This is a genomic window from Sorangium sp. So ce131 (assembly GCF_051519095.1).
Classification (GTDB): Bacteria; Myxococcota_A; Polyangia; order Polyangiales; family Polyangiaceae; genus Sorangium.
Genome location: NZ_CP150455.1, coordinates 9,514,933 through 9,531,730, shown reverse-complemented (window position 1 = coordinate 9,531,730; position 16,798 = coordinate 9,514,933). Strand labels below are relative to the sequence as shown.

Below are 16,798 nucleotides of genomic sequence, written 5' to 3'. Positions count from 1 at the left end.
CTCGCCAGGAGCCGACCCTGGTACTTCGCTTTAACGCTCTTTAAAGTTGAACGGAAAATCAAGGCTTCGCTCTGGCAGGTTCGTGTTTCGGTGCTTTTGTAGGCGCATGAGCTCGCGGCGCTGGTACGAGCTCGCGTGCGGAGTTGTCCGCGCGCCGAGCCACGTCCTGGAAGAGTGTTTCCAGATGAACAAGCAGACCCGGTGCCACCTGCGCGCCATCGCACGGCTGCACCCCGAGATCGGCAACCTGTGTGATCAGCTTGAAGCCCCCTGGAACGCCGTGCGAAGGATCGCGCACGCGCCGGGGGCGGCGGCGCAGTGGGAGCGCGCGGCGCAGGTGCTCGGTGAGCTCGTGGAGAAGCGCCGGGCGACGGCGCCGCGCCGGTCGAGGCTGGAGGCTGCGCGCCTGGAGGCGCTGAAGCGAATGGCTCCGCCGATGGAGGGGGGAGAAAAAGCTCCCAGCAGCCTGCGCGCCGCGTGGGAGGCAGCGGAGCGCGGGACGCCCGCGGTCCCAAGCCCACGTTCGGGCGATCGGCATGCACGTCTGCCGTACGATCGGATCCTGCGCGGGACTACTTGGGACCAACAACGATCTTGAGCTTCACAACCATGCCATTGATGGTTTCGCGCGAACCCAACACGGATGGAGGTACAGCATGACACGAGCGGCTCTCGCGCGTGTATCGGCACCCCTTGCTCTTCGTCAGGCAGACAACCGCATGCGCGTGGTCGACAGGACAGTCCCGGGGGTGTCCGCCAGAGGCCCGGGCAGCCCCAGGGGGCTCGGCCCGCCCGCGGCGACGACGGCAACGGCGACGCTCGCGATCCCGCTGGAGGGGCTCACGCTCACAGCGCCGCAGCCGGAGATGCTCTCACAGAAGAACGTCGAGTCGGTCACCGGGATCCCGGCACGCGTGTTCCTCGACACGATCCGCGGGCCCGGCTTCCCGCTGCCGGTCACGAAGCTCGGCAAGCTGCGCCTTGTCCAGCGCGAGGCGTTCGTTGCCTACCTCCAAGCGCTGGCCGGTGACCCGGCGTCGCGCCGTGACGCAGAGGCGGACGAGGGCACGCGCGTTGCCGCCGTGTTGGCAGCCGCAGGCCTGGAGCCCATCCGGTGCGCACGCACTGGCCGAGCGGGCGCTGCTCCCGACGGCGTAACCGGTAGTAGGCTGCCGCGGAAGTAGGGGGGCTCGTCCGGCGCTGAAAATGCCGGGCGAGCGCGTCATCGGCCCCGATGCAACTGGAAACCGACCCATGAATGATCTCGCCCAGCGGTGGCGGGCGCGTGCGAAGTGCTCGCCTTCGCTCCCTGCCGCGTTCGTCCCACCTCGCCCACCGTAAGGGGAGCCGCAAGATGCGGGTGTTCAACCCCGAGCAGGTCGACGTCCTCCGGAAAACGCTCCGGGAGAAGACCCGCCTCGGCCCGAAGCCAGAACTCGTCGGGCTCGAGGAGGTGGCGCGGCGGGCGGCGTGCTCCATGCAGACCATCCGCAGGCACCTCGGGACGGAGCTCTCTCCTGGTCGAAAGCTCACCCCGGGGCCACGCGCCAAATCGGGCTTCACGCCCGAGGAGGCGAAGCAGATCGTGGCCTGGGTGAAGCGGAAGGTCCGGAGGAGGCGGCGGCGATCTCAGGGAATAACCTCAAGGACCAAGGACGAGGGGTGAAGCGCTGCGCTCCGTCGCTGCTGGCGCGGTTTCGAGGAGGGTTAAGGACGCATCGCGCCCATGATTTACGCGCGGAGCGGGTCGAAGGGCCTCGCTTGGCCCAACGCGCCCGCGGCGCTGACCATGAGGCGCTCTCGGCGAAGGCCCGGATCAGTCCGAAGGTGGAACTCGTCGGCCTCGCAGAAGTTGCGCGTCGGGCAGCCTGCCCGCGAAGGCCAGCAGCGTTCCAACTGCCGAATCCAGTCTGTTGCCGATTCCAAGCTTCAGGCACGCCTCTCCGTAATTGACTCGCTTGAAGAGCATGCGGGCCTCTTTGAACAGCGCGTTGGTCGCTGCTCCGTCGTCAGAAAACGTGAACATGGTGGACAAGCAATAATACAACACAGAATAGTTTTGGCGATCGAATCAATAGCACACGACCTACACCACCAGACATCAACGCTTTTGGTCGTAAAGTCCCGTCGCGCCTCGCTCCGCATTGGACTTTTCCACATCGTCGTACACATATGAATCTTCTTGCTTGGGGGGGCGAGGGCGCTTCGGTCGCGAGGGGGTAGTAGGAGCGGGTGGCTGCGAAGTCGGCTGAGGCGATACGGTCGTCGAAGCCCTTGGCGCAGTCGTGCTGGGTGCGAGCGGCGGTTCGATCGCCGGAGCCGACGCACTTGCACTGGGAGTCGAGGGGAGTTCGGCGGCCGAGACCAGGGCCACAGTCGTTTGGTGGGTCGCGAGGGGCACCGTGCCGGACTCGGCCGACTGGCCTCGCATGCCGAACCTCACGACGACGGCCACGGGCACCGCCACCATCACGAGTCCCAGGACACCGAGGAGAGCGAGGCCGAGCCAGCGCCCTCGCTGCCTTTGCGACCAAGACGACGAAGCGTTCTTCGTGGTCGAGAGGCCAAGAGAGATGTTGCTGCTTGCCCCGGGCGTGCTTGGCGCCGTTGCTCGCGACGTTGCTGATGCAAGCGGTGCTGTGGCCTCGGCCGCCTGGACCGGCGGCGGCAACGCAGTAGACAGGGGCGCCGGGGCCGCTGTAGCCGGAGGGGACGCAACGGCTCCTGTAGGCTGCACGGGGACTGGTACAATCGGCGAGAGATATGCGGCTGTACCTGGCGTCCTAGCCCGCAGTTCGGGCGACGATGGTGTGGGCGCTATCTTCCCTGCCAGCACGCGCGACACGCGATGTGCGTACACGCGTGCCTCTGCAGGGGCGTACGGCGCGAGCGCGCTAGCGAGTTCGGCGACGTCATGCCATCGCCGCTCCCGATCGCGGCCGAGGCACCTCGCGATCACCACCTCGAACCCCGGCGGAGCGTCGCTGCGGTACTCACCGAGCGGCGTCGGCTGCCCGAAAAACACGCGCGCGCAGAGCGCCTGGATCGTGTCCGCGTGGAAGGGAGTCCGCCCGGCGACGAGCTGGTACAGGATGATGCCGAGGGACCAGAGGTCGCTTCGCGCGTCCACATCTCTTGAGGAGTTCATCTGCTCGGGCGACATGTAGAGCGGCGAGCCCAGTGCCTGCGATTCGTTCGTAAGTGTCAGGTCGCCTGCGAGCTTCGACACACCAAAATCGAGCACTTTGATGCAGGGCGAGCCGCTCACGTCTGTCGTCAGGAACAAATTCGCCGGCTTCAGGTCACGGTGTACGATCCCTGCGGCGTGCGCCTCTCCCACGGCCTCGCAGGTCTGGAGCACGTACTCCGTCGCCTCCTCGAAGGGAAGCTGCCGGCGCGCGTGGAGCAAGGCGGCGAGGTCCTGCCCATCCAGGAACTCCATCGCGATGTAGGGCGCCCCGTTCTCGTGCACGCCTACATCGGACACTCGCGCGACGTGCTGGCTCCTGAGCCTCACGGCTGCGCGAGCCTCGCGCAAGAACCGCTCACGCTGCTCCGGGCCAGCGGTCTTGCCGGGCAGCATGAGCTTGAGCGCGACGAGCTGGCCCAGGCCCACGTGTGTCGCTGCGACGACCACCCCCATGTTTCCCGCACCGAGGATGCGCTCGACGCGGTACTTGCCCGCCAAGACGTCGCCAAGCCGAACAGGAGCATCGTTCATGGGTACCATGACGTCTGATCGGCCTGCCGGGGTCAAGCGTGGTGTAGAGCACTGCTCGGGTGAGGAAACCAGCGCCTAGCATTTCCGCCCTCATTGTGTTTACTGTTCTATAGTTCAGTAAGCAAAATCTGCCGGCTTGCGCCAGCAGAGGGGCGCGTTCTTTTGGCCGAAGAATGAACGCGGGAGAAGTGCTCCTCTCCACTTCCCCCTCGGCATCGACCGGATCTCGATCTGCTGCGTCAATCTGATCCAGGGGCGGTCGCCCCGGGTCGCCGTGAGTGACGTCGGTCGGGATGACGCAAGGCGACGGGCTTAGCGGAGTTCGGACACGTGGAGCTAGGCGACACGCGCGGCACCACCGCGGCCCCCTGGCCCGGCGGCGCGGTTCACGAGGTGTTCCCCAGCAGCTAGGCGCGACAGGCCGGCTACGATTTCCTGGCCAATCCGTACATCCGGCACTGAACCTCCCGCTCGTGACGTGGCAGAACAAGCGGTGCAACGAGCGGATCCCGAGAGAGACGCCCACGCTCGGGCAGATCACGCTCCGGCTGGCGGAGCTCGGCAGCTATGCCGAAAATGTCCGGTGTTTAGCCATGATCCATCACTGAGGCGCGGCCTAGACGCCTAGACATTGTCGTACCCGTAGCTTCAGCGCTCGAGCGACTTCGGATGGAAGGCGAATTGCGATGAACGCAAGGACGGATGTAGGGAGGTTTAACGCCTCCGCCTCAGCCACTTCAGAGTGGTGAGTGCAGGTACCCGCACGATGGTCAGGCCAGGTTTACCGTCGACCTGTACCGTCATGCTCCACGTCTCCTTTCCGAGCGCGGACGCTTCAATCGTGTGCATCCCCGGATCCACCGGAATCGGTGTGCCGAGGAGAAGCGCATCGATCGGCTTACCGTTTCGCCGCACTTCAAGCATCGCGGTCCGGCTCTCCGCTGCCACCTCGATTACGATTTTCGAGAGCTTCGGATCAAGGAGGTACGCACGACGGACCGCCTCGTTAGCACGACGTTCGTCTCCCGCTTTGCGGGCCATCGCAGCAGCCTCATGGAAGGTCACCCAAGCGCTCGCCGTCTGGCCGTTCCCCTCGTAGCAATCCCCCAACACCAGCAGCGTTCCCGCCGCGGGATCGAGCCTTTGGCTAACTTCGAGCTTCGGACATGCTTCGGCATACCTGCCTTGCTTGACAAGCGCACGGCCTTCATTGAACAGTGCGTCGGACAATGCTCTATTATCGTCTGGTCCGGCATGGGCACCATGGCTTAGTAAGAAGAAAGCGACCAGAATAGATCCTGCAAGAAGGCGCATTTGCATATTGAACCTCCTCGTTGTAACGAGTCCATTCACTGTCCATCGGCTCTGGCACGACCACCCTCCGGCGGCTCGAGGGGCGAGATCTCTTGGGTACGATAGACCTTGATCCTTGCAGTCGTTAGACGATGTTCTTCGGGGTTCAGGTTCTCTTCGAGTTACTGTGGCCCCCACTCCCTTCCATCCAGGTCCGGGAATTCTATTTCGCACTCTCCCGGCTCGATCCCATCGATCCGCACAAAGCCGTTCGTGGCAAGTCGCCCCTCGCGCACTGTCCCATCGGGCAGAGTGATCCGAAAGCGCCCGCCAGCCACTGGAACACCGGCTTGGTCCATCAGTACAATCTCGATGAACGTTGTGCCTACCTCTTGCGGCCTTCCTGTAGGGATCCTCTCCGACGGCACCGTGCCGACTGGCTCTCCCGGTGCGGGTACGCTTACCGGCCGGCGCGTCAGCACCACCAAGTCGCGCCGCTCCAGAGCCGCGACCAGTACCGGCCTGACGTCTCGCTCAACCTCGTCGTACGCCCACACTCCGAGGCTCAGACCTCCACATAGCCGCGCGTGGATGTCGAGAAGGACTCGTCGCGCATCCGGATCGCCGAGCCACCGCTCCAGGTACCCGAGCACGAAGGTTGAGGGCAGCACATCGTGATGCGGCGGCCGCGGCGCTTCGAACGGCTGGACCACGAGCAGTTCGTCGCCTAGCCCACGCAGGTACCAGGACGGAAACAGCACCGTGGTCACGCCGCTACTCGCTGACCGACCTTGACCACGCCCGGGCCTCCGGGCGACCATCCTCGCTGATGGGGAACCCAGCCGCTCGCATCGCAGACATGCACGCGTGCCCGATGAACACGGCCGGCGTGCCGCACGTCGGGGGCCCTGTGCTGCCACCAGGCGAACTGACCGTTCTCATTGGCGGCATGCCCGCCGCCCGCATCGGCGACGTGGCCATCTGCGCCGGCCCTCCGGACGCCATCGTCGCCGGCTCCGCTACGGTAAAGATTGGCGGCCTTGGTGCCGCACGCCTTGGCGACGCGACAGCTCACGGCGGCACACTCACAGGTGGCCTTCCAACGGTTCACATCGGCGGATGACGCGCCCACGGTTTACCCCTTAGTTCCGAGCCGGACGATCTGGTGCGGCGCCGCCGTCCGCGTGACTTCGGGCGAACTCGTCGCGAAAAATATCTGATTGTTCTCGCCGAGTTGCGTGATGGCCTGCACGATGCGGACGTGGGCATCGGGGTGCTGATGGAGTTCTGGCTGATCAACCAGCACAATCGACCTCGAAAGCCCGATGCGTCGGAACGTGACGCAGAAGAGGACCGCTTGCTTCTCGCTGTCGGATAGATCATCGACGAAGAGCCGCGTCCCGTCGGCTCGCTCGAACGCCAAATCGGGCAAGCCTCTGTTCGTTTCGACGCCGCTCAGCCGGATGCTAGGTGAGACGCTTGCAAGGTCTCTTCGATACGGGGCGAGCGAGTCCCGTTGCTCGGCGCGGAACAGGACCCCCCGCGCCATCGACTCCTCGATGGCCTTGACCCCGTCGCTCAAGGCGAGATCGATCAGGAACCGCTTGACTGAGGTATACTTATCGCGCTCGGTGCCGGGGCGAAGCCGCGCCTCCACGTCGAGCACCGTCGACGTGCGCGCGTCACGCCCTTCAAGGCGGCGGTTCGAGGGAAAGTACTCAAACTTGCCGTGAGCAGGATCGTGGTCGTATGCCTCGAAGAGCTGGCGTATTGTGGGGTCCGCTGGCTCGGGCGTCAGATTGCCGAGATCGAGCTTCGTCGTCCAAGTGCGTTGAGTCGTTTTTACTCGGTCCATCTCCTCGGGGGAGAGTTGCCAAATACCCTCGACCCGCCCCGTGCTCTTTCCGGAGCGGAGCAGACGCGCCGGGTTGGGCGGTGCACCGTAGGCTCCGACACTCTCCTTCAGCGCGACGATCGCCTCCAGGAACGACGTCTTTCCCGACGCCTCGGCGCCGGTGATGTACACCGTGTCCACGGGCGGACCGTCGTCCGTGCGGGTGAATAAGTGGGTGCCATTCGGGGCGCCACGGAAGTTCTCAAGCGTGAGGCGTAGGAGCTTCATCGGTCTGCGTCTGTCAGTTGAGCGTGATCAGGCCGCCGTCGATGTCGACGACGCCGGAGCCCTCGATCGTAACCTGTGGACCCTTGATGGTGACGCCGCTCGCGCCGATCTCGATCGAACTTGCGCCAGCCTGAAGCACGATTGCGTCCGTATCGATGATCACCTGACCACTCTTGAGGACGATGCTTGAGCCTCCATCTAGTTCGATGGCGGGCGCCTTCGCCGTGAGCGGCTCGTCGGCCTCGAGGTGGATCGTGCCCGTGGCGCTCGCCTTGATCTTGCTCGTCGAAAGCTGGTACGGCCCGCACGCGATGTTGAGGCTCCCGGCGTGTATCGTGTATACCTGCTTCACCTTGTCGAATCGATCGTGCTCGACGCTTCGCTTGTCGTCGTTCTTCACCACCGCCGTCGAGTCGTGCTCCACGACGGACCTGAAGTCGCGCTGAGCGTGGAGTTCGAGCCGTTCCTTGCCCGTCGCATCATCCATCAGGACCTCGTTGAACCCCTGTGGGTCCTTCAGTGACTGCGACCGCCAGGTCGAGACGGTCCTCGTGTTGCCGGTCGGGTTAACCGGCACGGGGCGCTTGTTGTTGTGAACCCGACCCACGATGAGTGGCTCGTCCGGGTCACCGTCGAGGTATGCGATGATCACCTCATCACCGACGCGCGGCAGTGCGAAGAACCCATACCCCCCGCCCGCCCACGCCTGCGAGACACGGACCATACGTGTCGTGCAACCCACGTCCTCGCGATCCCACTTGAACTGCACCCGCACTCGACCCATCGAATCGGAGACGATCTCGCCGTCATCGCCGCCCACGACAAAGGCCGTTTGATTGCTGTGGATTCGCGGCTTCGGTCCTGGGACGGGTCGGAACGGGACGCTCGCGGGCACGCATTCGAGCACGTGAATATTGGTGATGGAATCCCCAGTGTTCGCTGCGGCATCGTCAACGATGACGCGCACACGCACGACCACGAATCTACCATTTGCGTCATCGCGCGGGTGGTTTGTAATCTCGATCTGCGTGCCTGGTCCTTGAGTGAAGTTCGCCTCCATAGTGTAAGAGCGCCCGCGCGCGCGCAGGGCTTCGAGCAGACCGGATGCCCGCTGCTTGCCGGCGCTCTCGGTGGTGAACTTCCCCACCTCGAAGAAGTATGCCTCGAGCCGAGGTTCGTTGAGATATGGACGGTCCACCGAAGAGCGGCCGCTGCCCGACCTGCGTGGTTCACCGTCGGCGTCAAGCGACGCGTCGACGTTCGCGAAGTTGTAGTCACGCACGTGGGTCGCCGACGTTTCGATGTTCGACGAGACCGCCACGTTGAAGACATGCGGTGGAGGCAGGGTAAGATGGGAAGGTGGAATGAACGGCGTCGGGGCAACCGGCTGCGCCGTCAGGATCGCAGTGTCATCGAGGAGCGTCCAGGTGCTCTGGCTCGCATGGTCGAAGAAGCTGGTGATGCCGTCGGCGGCGAGAATACGCGAAATGAAATCGTAGTCGGTTTCACCGTACTGAACAACGTATTCACGTTTCGGCGATGGCACCCGCAGAGATACAGTGGGCGCTGGGATACGCAGATCGTAGCCGTCAAGGATCTCCTGTACGATCCCGGGAGTATCCTGGTTGACGAAGATGCGGTGATCGCGCCGTCTCGTCGTGAGCCAGAGCGGCGGCACGACGTCGACCTCATAGATCGAGGAGCCCTGGGTCGAGGTGGCGGTAGAGCCCGTGGAGAGCTGCCGCACGCCCCGGACCATGCCCTGGATCTGGCTCACGACCGGCTCGTCCTCGAAGTGAACGATGACCGTTTCACCAATCAGTGTGTGCATGTCGATAGCCGGATCGGTCGAGACGATCTGGAGCGTGAGCTCGAAGAGCTCGGAAAGGCCATCGCGCAAGTGATATCGGTGGACAAACAGCGCCGCGATTGGCGATGGCCTTTCGCGATGAAGAAAATCGAGCGTCACGTTGAGCGCCATAAGCTGCGATGCGGGAAGCCGCTACCTCTCGGGATGAACTGAATAATCCCCGGCTCCAGCAGAGCCGGAGAAGCGTCTATGGCTGCGGACAGAAGGCTTCGAAGGCTCGGGTCACCGAGGCGCGATAATGCCAGCATGGCCGGCGAAAGCCAAGATCGACCGAGCGCCGCCTTAACCCAGCGGCGGCATGAGCCGTCCTTGACAGCGCGAGCGGATGGTCACCAGTAGGTACGTCCATAGCGGAAGCCTGACCCGTGCTAACTGCAGCCCGGCCCCTTCGCGACCTCCACCGGGCACAGTCATTGCCTGCATGAAACACAAGCTGCGCGTTACCTGCGGCAGCCCTAACGGTTTTTTCGGGCAGGCTTGACCTCGTCCGGCTGTTGGGGCGTCATACGTATCCATGAACGTTGCCCTTGTTGGGCCTGGCGACATCTTGGCGGGCAAGTACCGCGTCGAGCGGGTCCTCGGTTCGGGGAACATGGGGGTGGTCGTCGCGGCGACGCACATGGGCCACGGCCAGCTCGTCGCGCTCAAGCTGATGCTGCCGGGCAGGACCGCCGGCCCAGAGCAGCGGGAGCGGTTCTTGCGCGAGGCGCGCGCCGCTGTCCGGCTCAGGAGCCAGTACGTCGCCCGGGTACTCGACGTGGACGCCCTCCAGAATGGTGCGCCCTACATCGCGATGGAGTTCCTCGACGGCCAGGACCTTGCTGCGCTGCTTCAAGTACGCGGCCCGCTCCCCTACCACGAGGCCACCGAGTACGTGCTCCAAGCCTGCGAGGCGGTCGGCGAGGCGCACGCCGTAGGGATCGTCCATCGCGACCTGAAGCCGGCGAACCTTTTTCTCACCGAGGACGTAAGCGGCTCGCCGTGCATCAAGGTGCTGGACTTTGGTGTCTCAAAGCTTGTCGGCGACCTGACGCTCACGAACAACTCACAGGCGCTCGGTTCGCCGCTGTACATGTCGCCCGAGCAGATGAACTCCTCAAGAGATGTGGACGCGCGCAGCGATCTCTGGGCGCTTGGCGTCAGCTTGTACCAACTCGTAGCAGGGCGGACGCCGTTCCACGCTGACACGATCCAGGCGCTCTGCACGCGTGTTTTCTTTGGTCGCCCGACGCCGCTCGGGGAGTACCGAAGCAACACCCCACCAGAATTCGAGGCTGTGATCCTGAGGTGCCTCGAGCGCGATCCAGAGCGACGCTGGCGTGACGTCGCCGAGTTTGCGGCCGCGCTCGTACCTCATGCACCCGCAGGGGCGCGCATGTATGCGGAGCGCGTCTCGCGCGTCCTGCGAGCCAAGCGGGTACCGACACCTTCTCCAGAGCTCCCGGCTGTGGTACCCGCTCTAACGGCGGTGTCCACGCCCGTTCCCGGCAGTGGTTCGAGCTCAGCAGGAGCCGGCGGTTCCTTTCCGACTGGGACGGCTTTGATAGCGCCGCCCGTCGCAGCGTCCTCATCGGCACTGGCGACCACCGTTGAGCTTCCGCCCATACTAGAATTTCCACGAGCGACAATCCCCTGCTCGCCCGGAGCGAGCAGTGACAGTTCTCATGTCCTTTCAGCTGCAGAGAACACTTCGCCGCCCGCATCGTACAAGCAGCGCACACACTTGCATAGCCGCGCCCCGTTCGTTGTCACGGGCTTCCTAGTCGCATTAACCGTAACGACTGTGGGCATTATGCGTTTCGTGTCGCTGGGTGACCGAGTTGAGACTGGCGCCGATTCTTCGGAACGTCTTCAGGCAATGATGCCCCTGTCAACGGTCGAACTCCATGCGCCTCCGCCTGCAAGCACGCCAGATTTAGTCCACCGGCTGTCCCCCGAGCCCAGCATGTCTGCAGCAATGTTTCCGGCGACCATCCGACCGCCGTCACCCGATCCATTCGCGTCGGCTGATTCTTGGCCCAAGAAGGGTCCGCATGTCTCCAATCAGCGAGGCTTGTCAACGCCCGCAGAGGTACAGCCCCCCCTTCCTGCAGCACCTGTACCCGGGGAAACACAGCCCTCCCCGCCGGCAGCATCCGTGCCGCCGGAGACACAGCCTCCCCCGCCTGCAGCACCTGTACCTTCGGATAAATCAGCCCCGCCGCCGGCGGTGTCAGCACCGGGGGAGAAACCAGCCCCGTTCTCTACGGCGCCGGTACCTGTAGGGGGCGGAGACTCGGCGCGTGCTCCTGCCGCCGCAGACGTCGCGCCGAGCGGGCGCTCCGCGGACGCAGGCCCGCCAGCGATCCCGCCCGTAGCGAAATCAGAGTCAACGGCTAAACCAGAACCGGAGATAAAGCCTGGGCCGGCAACAAAGCTCCGGTCAGGTCCGTCCGTGCCGCGGCCGTTCTAGAGCGCCGGAGCTTGAACGCTATCGAAAGCTCTGAGCGCTCCGATACATAGCTCGACAGCATAAAACACCGTGTTCTGGCCAGCTTCTGGAGATGAAATGGTGGAAGGGCGCAGATGAAACATATGTTGTCACCCGCCCAAGGCTGCTCCACTGCACAAACGATTGAGGATTAACCATGCTCAGCAGCCTTCACACAGACCTCGACACCTTCGCCGAACTCCTCGCCCGAACAGAGGATGTGTTCGCGGATCGCGCTGCGGTGCTCACCAATGCCAACCTTAACGAGAAATCCTACCAGAAAGTCTGCGCGCACTGGGCCGCAACCTTCGCGAAGGCTCCCGATGGAACCGCTGCGTTAGCGCAGCGCTTCGGCGATGCCTACGCTCGAGCTCGGCAGGCGCTTCGCGATGCCCGCCGCAACAGTTCAGCTCAGGATGCCTTCCCGAAGGAGGACCTGCGCGTCTTGAGCGCTGAGTTTCAGCCCCAGCGCGAAGAAGCTGCTTTTGCCTCGCTCCTGGTGCCTGCGGCCGCTCGGACGGCTGCGCAACTGCCGTCGTTCCTCTTGCCTTCCGCTTCCGCTAACAGTGCGCATGCCCTGGCTTGTTCAACGGCTGCGAGCTCCGTCGCTCCGTCACCATGGATTCCTGCAAGCATGAGGCAGTGCGATGACGTCCACGGCACCCAGATCACCGCCTATGTGCCTGTTAGCCCCGCCCTCCCGTTCGATCCTACTGCATACTCGACGCTTGCTTCACAGCCGGCCGCACCTGCCTCCCCGGTCGTGAGCGCGCCCAAGGCAATGCAGCAAATACAGGACGTCCATGGAACTCAACTCGCGACGGAGGCGCCAACACGCGCCATCCTGCCATTCGAACCACGGGCGATATCCCAAGAGCCGAACAAGCCGCCAGCTCAAGCACAACCGCCCAACAACCCTTCAGTTCCCTCAATTGCCCTGTCATCGACCGAGCTAGCATCCTGGCTTCCGGCCGGAATGCGGGGCTTCGCCGACGGCGCGGGTACTATGCGTCTAGTCGGGGGAGGCACGCAAGCCACAACCGGGACGCCGACAAGCGCCGTCCTGCCGTTTGAACCACGGGCGACATCACAAGAACCGAACAAGTCCCTCGCTCAAGCACAAGTGCCCGACGAGCCCCCAATTTCCTCGCCCGCCCTGTCCTCCACCGAGCTGGCATCCTGGCTTCCAGCCGGAATGCGAGGCTTCGCCGACGTTGCCGGTACCCAGCTCTTAAACGAGAGGAGCATGCCGAGCGCCACCGAGGCGCCAATCGGGTCGACGCAGCCGTTGAAAGCCTCCGAACACAGATTCGAACCAATAAGTCCGTCGCGTGCAGTCGAACGCGATTGCAACCAGCTGCGCCCCTCATCTCACACACGCGATGAAGCTGGTAATCGCTCGCTTCTGTCTACTGAAAGGGCGCCAACTTCTCTGTCGATCGAGCAGTACGCTTCGCTACGTGTCGAGCTCGACCTGAATCCCATCCGTTGTGGTGAAATCCTTGTTCGCTATCGGATCACCCAGGACCAATGGCAACACATCCACAATCACTGGACGCAACGATTGGCAGAAAACTCGAATGTGCGCGCCGCCTGGGAACGTGCCTACTCCGTATATAAGGCATGGATCCTCGGCGTCGACAATTCCGGTCGATGAGGTGTTGCCATGTTCCGCAACACCACAGCATGTACACGATGCACATCTATAGAGGTCGTCGACGACCACGAATAGAGACGAGCAAAGGTTCCGTTCTGGATACATATGCGAATGGACGAACGATACAAGCAAGGAGCTCGAGCGAGCAGCTTCCCGGGCCCGCATGCCGGCCCGACACGACCCGGCGGTTCCCGAGCGGCCTTCCTCGCGCTTCGGCAAGATGCTCCTCGGCGACGCGCGGAATTGCCCGTCCAGCCAGTCCTTTTCCTCCTCTTCGACGGACCGAGAGTCCACGGCCGTATAACTGATCGCCTGCTCACCGATCCGTCGCCGCTCCAGGCATCTGGACACTTTCGGACTTGCCTCCGGGCCTATGCTTGTTCTACGCTCACGAGCGCGATATCCGTTGCGGTGCGGGGGCGCTCTACGCGGTGACCGTGGATTACATCATAAAACAGGGGGATCATCTCACGAAGATAGCGGTACGCTTCGGCTTCACGAGCTATGATGTGATATGGAATCACCCACGCAATGCCGAGCTCAAAGCAAGGCGCCGCACCCCCAACGTCCTCATGCCGGGCGATCGGGTCTTCATTCCTGACAGAGAAGTGAAAAGCGCCAAGGTATCGTCCGGCAAACGGCATTTTTTCAAGGTAAAGCGATCCCGGTTGCAGCTCCGCTTGGCATTCCTCGATTTCTTGCACCGACCCATCGCGAATACAGAAGGTGCGCTCGATATACAATCGAACTTGCGTGCGATCACCGACGGCGATGGCCGCATGGAGCTCATTATCGCGGCGGCGGCTGAGGGCGGGACAATTACGCTCCCTCAGGGCTCCGCGACGATCCACATCGGGCACCTGGATCCTATCGATGAGGAGTCTGGGCTGCGCGCGCGGCTCGCCAATCTGGGCTATCTGATCGGCGTCGTTGAGGACGCCGACGACACGGAGGAGTTGCGCTTCGCGCTCCAGGAGTTTCAGGCCGATCATGGGATCAAGATCACCGGAGCATTCGACGATGCGACGCGCGCCAAGCTCCTGGATATCCATGGCTGCTGATCGCCCTCCCTTTAGGCCCTAGATATGGCAGACGAATACTCCTCATCGGATTTTGTCGACGGCCCCGGGATCGCGGCGCACCACGACGCCAGGCCCGTCCTCCCGCTCTTCGTCGCCCCCGCGACGCAGGGCGAGATCAACACGATCCGGTTCCGCCCCATCCCGATCGCGTGCGCGCGGCTCAATCATGCAGGCTTCGCTTTCGACTCGTCGTTCGTGTCCCCAGAAATGCGACCCGCGTTGCAGCAGCTCGGCGCGGTCTATGACGCGAACCCGGGAGCGCCGCTCTCGGTGTTCGGCCATGCTGATCCTATAGGCGACGACGCGTATAATAAGCAGCTGAGCGGCCGCCGCGCAACCTCTGTTTACGCGCTCCTCACGCGGCGGGTGGATCTCTGGGAGGACCTCTATGCGACGTCAATCGGCGGTGACACCTGGGGGCTCGACGTCATCCGTACGATGCTCTCCGTTCTGAAGAATTCTGACGGGATCTCCTACCTCGACACCACATCCGGCTCATCCTATGAGGCGACGCGGGCGTTCCAGAGGGACAACGATCTCGCCGACGATGGCGATCCGGGGCCGAAGACGCGCGCCAAGCTCTTTCGTGCATACATGGATGCCGTATGCGTCCGGGGTGACAACAGCCCCTTCGAGGTCCCCCCGGAGCAGTTCATCGGCCACGGCGGCGATCCAAACGGTAAGGGTGCGTACCAGGGGTGCAGCGAGTTCAACCCGGTCTTCCTGTTCGCGAAGGCGGACGCCAACAAGCCCGCATTCGGCAAGACCGCCGAGGAGCGCAACCAGCGCAATGGTATCAATCGCCGCGCCCTCGTGTTCTTCTTCCGTGCCGGCACGCATATTGCTGTGACCGACTGGCCGTGCCCCCGCGTGAGCGAAGGCGATACCGGCTGCAAGGCGCAGTTCTGGCCCGACGGGGACGCGCGGCGTCAACCGGGCGACGCGGAGCGCGAGTACCGGCGCACGCGCGACACGTTCGCCTGCCGCTATTATGACGGCTTCGCGCGACGGTCGCCGTGCGAGGGCGTCGCGATGAGGACCATCACGCTCCACCTCCACGATGACGCCGCGAAGCCGGTCGACAAGGCTCATTACCGGGTCACCATCGGCGTCGAGGTGCGCGCCGGGCAATTGCTCGGCGCGGTCTTGACCCTCAAACGTGTAGTGCTTCCGGCCGACTGCCTCGTCGAGTGGAGCCCGCCCGGCGACGAGAAGTTAGAAAAGCGCTCCGGGACAGCCCGGTGGCAGATGACGGTCCACATCGACGTCGACTCTGGGTCGCGCGAGGAGAACGCTGTGCGCCGCCTCCACAATATCGGCTACCCAGAGTCCGAGCCCCTGGCCGACAACATCCGCGCTTTCCAGAGAGACCAAGAGCTCTTTGAGACGGGATCCCTCGATGACGCAACCGAGGCGCGCCTCGTCGCGGTGCATGAAGAACTCTCGGCCACCTGACCACAAGGAGCGCCATGCCCCCGCCCCTACGCCGTCCCGTCGTCCCGCCCCGCGCCCAGATCCGAGCGAGTGCCAGCTCTGCACCTGAACTTGTCGGCGGCGGATTCGAGCGTCATCTCCAAGGAGCGTCTAAGATTTCTACACCGGGCTTCCATCGTTTCGGATATTACGATATTCCTATCGGAGTCATGTATTTAGGAGCGAATAAGCTGCAGCTCCGTTTTCCTGTTCCTGGCCGGTGGGAGATCGGTCTGGTGCAGAATGTAGTCATCCACCGGGGAAATAATCGTTACGACAATGGTCGTGTATCATGGTTTGTCGGCGTACCGCTCCTGGATGTCTTAAGCGACGCGACGGACGTCTGGTGCTCAACCCCCGATGCGCCGGGGAATCAAGGAAAGATGTCTCCGGTGATAGTCACCACAACAACGATAGACGAAGTGGTGACAGTGCCAGACTTCGAGTTTTATGACTCCCCCATGGTGCACTTTTTTGGCATGACGAAGTGCGGCGGTATCCTTGAGTCCACCATTGACGTCTTCTTCCGTGCCGGTTTGTTGGCCAGACGTGGAAAAGATGTGTTTTGGATAGCAACGTCAACAAAAGATTATGGCTTCTCGATGCGCCTCAGTATCAATGTGAATGGTGATTACGATTTTGGATCTGACCCACAAGGGACTTTGGACGGCATGCTTCAGGTTCCTCCTGGACCACCGCTTGAGCTCAATCCGCCAGTAGCGAACCGGTTTGTTGATAATGCTATAAAGTCCGCATTCCATCGCGCTGGCTGCTCCACAATCTAGAGTCATAAGTGTTCTCCGCGCATGACGCGCGTTGAGATAGTTGAGCGCGAAGCGCACGAATTACAGACCTGCTCAACAAATGGCTGTTTCATGAATTTTTCATGATAATCACGCTACGTGCCGTAAAACTCAGCGGAGCATCTTTTGCCGCATCCAACACCATCTGAACGGGTGTCGCGGTAGGACCGGATTTCTGCGCACTTTCCAGAAGGCCATCTCAGGCAATCGGCGCCAACAGGCGGCAGTCGGAGGCCGGATGGTCCGCATGGGCCTGGGTCCTCCGGCTCGACCAGAGCGCGGTGCACCCATCAAGAGCACGTTGTGC

14 protein-coding genes are annotated in these 16,798 nt (G+C 63.1%); 9 read left to right on the top strand and 5 right to left on the bottom strand.

Features of this window, described 5'->3' with window-relative positions; translation table 11 throughout:
• Window positions 1-184 precede the first annotated feature (184 nt).
• The 3 genes from WMF43_RS34540 (at window position 185) to WMF43_RS34530 (ending at window position 1,666) form a co-directional block, all read left to right on the top strand.
• The gene (locus tag WMF43_RS34540; protein WP_437671199.1) at window positions 185-598 is read left to right on the top strand and encodes a hypothetical protein; all 414 of its coding nucleotides are present in this window, start codon (window positions 185-187) and stop codon (window positions 596-598) included.
• 121 nt (window positions 599-719) lie between these two features.
• Complete coding sequence (locus tag WMF43_RS34535) at window positions 720-1,184, top strand: hypothetical protein (protein WP_437671197.1); 465 nt, start codon at window positions 720-722, stop codon at window positions 1,182-1,184.
• A 170-nt stretch (window positions 1,185-1,354) separates the two neighbouring features.
• Complete coding sequence (locus WMF43_RS34530) at window positions 1,355-1,666, top strand: hypothetical protein (protein WP_437671195.1); 312 nt, start codon at window positions 1,355-1,357, stop codon at window positions 1,664-1,666.
• A gap of 435 nt (window positions 1,667-2,101) precedes the next feature.
• On the opposite strand, the gene WMF43_RS34525 is transcribed toward WMF43_RS34530, so the two are convergent.
• The 3 genes from WMF43_RS34525 to WMF43_RS34515 form a co-directional block, all read right to left on the bottom strand.
• On the bottom strand, window positions 2,102-3,721 hold the full coding sequence (locus WMF43_RS34525; protein WP_437671194.1) for a protein kinase domain-containing protein: 1,620 nt from the start codon (window positions 3,719-3,721) through the stop codon (window positions 2,102-2,104).
• Between the two features lie 714 nt (window positions 3,722-4,435).
• Window positions 4,436-5,041: a hypothetical protein gene (locus WMF43_RS34520; protein WP_437671192.1), complete on the bottom strand. Its 606-nt coding sequence runs from the start codon at window positions 5,039-5,041 to the stop codon at window positions 4,436-4,438.
• A 155-nt stretch (window positions 5,042-5,196) separates the two neighbouring features.
• Window positions 5,197-5,784 (bottom strand): hypothetical protein, encoded by a 588-nt coding sequence (locus tag WMF43_RS34515; RefSeq protein WP_437671190.1) that lies wholly within the window; start codon window positions 5,782-5,784, stop codon window positions 5,197-5,199.
• Between the two features lie 59 nt (window positions 5,785-5,843).
• Here WMF43_RS34515 and WMF43_RS34510 point away from each other — a divergent pair, with 59 nt between their 5' ends.
• Window positions 5,844-6,137 (top strand): PAAR domain-containing protein, encoded by a 294-nt coding sequence (locus WMF43_RS34510; RefSeq protein WP_437671188.1) that lies wholly within the window; start codon window positions 5,844-5,846, stop codon window positions 6,135-6,137.
• A 12-nt stretch (window positions 6,138-6,149) separates the two neighbouring features.
• Here the strand turns inward: WMF43_RS34510 and WMF43_RS34505 are convergent, their stop codons facing one another.
• On the bottom strand, window positions 6,150-7,136 hold the full coding sequence (locus WMF43_RS34505) for a hypothetical protein (RefSeq protein WP_437671186.1): 987 nt from the start codon (window positions 7,134-7,136) through the stop codon (window positions 6,150-6,152).
• A gap of 13 nt (window positions 7,137-7,149) precedes the next feature.
• A complete protein-coding gene (locus WMF43_RS34500; protein WP_437671184.1) occupies window positions 7,150-9,117 on the bottom strand; it encodes a type VI secretion system Vgr family protein in 1,968 nt (655 codons plus the stop codon).
• A gap of 403 nt (window positions 9,118-9,520) precedes the next feature.
• Here WMF43_RS34500 and WMF43_RS34495 point away from each other — a divergent pair, with 403 nt between their 5' ends.
• From WMF43_RS34495 to WMF43_RS34475, 5 genes are all read left to right on the top strand, one after another.
• Window positions 9,521-11,458, top strand: a complete 1,938-nt coding sequence (locus WMF43_RS34495; RefSeq protein WP_437671182.1) for a protein kinase domain-containing protein — start codon at window positions 9,521-9,523, stop codon at window positions 11,456-11,458.
• Window positions 11,459-11,633: 175 nt separating this feature from the next.
• Window positions 11,634-13,133 carry a hypothetical protein gene (locus WMF43_RS34490; protein ID WP_437671180.1) on the top strand — a complete coding sequence of 500 codons (1,500 nt, stop codon included), beginning with the start codon at window positions 11,634-11,636 and terminating at the stop codon, window positions 13,131-13,133.
• Window positions 13,134-13,570: 437 nt separating this feature from the next.
• Window positions 13,571-14,194 (top strand): peptidoglycan-binding protein, encoded by a 624-nt coding sequence (locus tag WMF43_RS34485; protein ID WP_437671179.1) that lies wholly within the window; start codon window positions 13,571-13,573, stop codon window positions 14,192-14,194.
• A gap of 24 nt (window positions 14,195-14,218) precedes the next feature.
• Window positions 14,219-15,670 carry an OmpA family protein gene (locus WMF43_RS34480; RefSeq protein ID WP_437671177.1) on the top strand — a complete coding sequence of 484 codons (1,452 nt, stop codon included), beginning with the start codon at window positions 14,219-14,221 and terminating at the stop codon, window positions 15,668-15,670.
• Window positions 15,671-15,684: 14 nt separating this feature from the next.
• On the top strand, window positions 15,685-16,473 hold the full coding sequence (locus tag WMF43_RS34475) for a hypothetical protein (RefSeq protein ID WP_437671176.1): 789 nt from the start codon (window positions 15,685-15,687) through the stop codon (window positions 16,471-16,473).
• Window positions 16,474-16,798 lie beyond the last annotated feature (325 nt).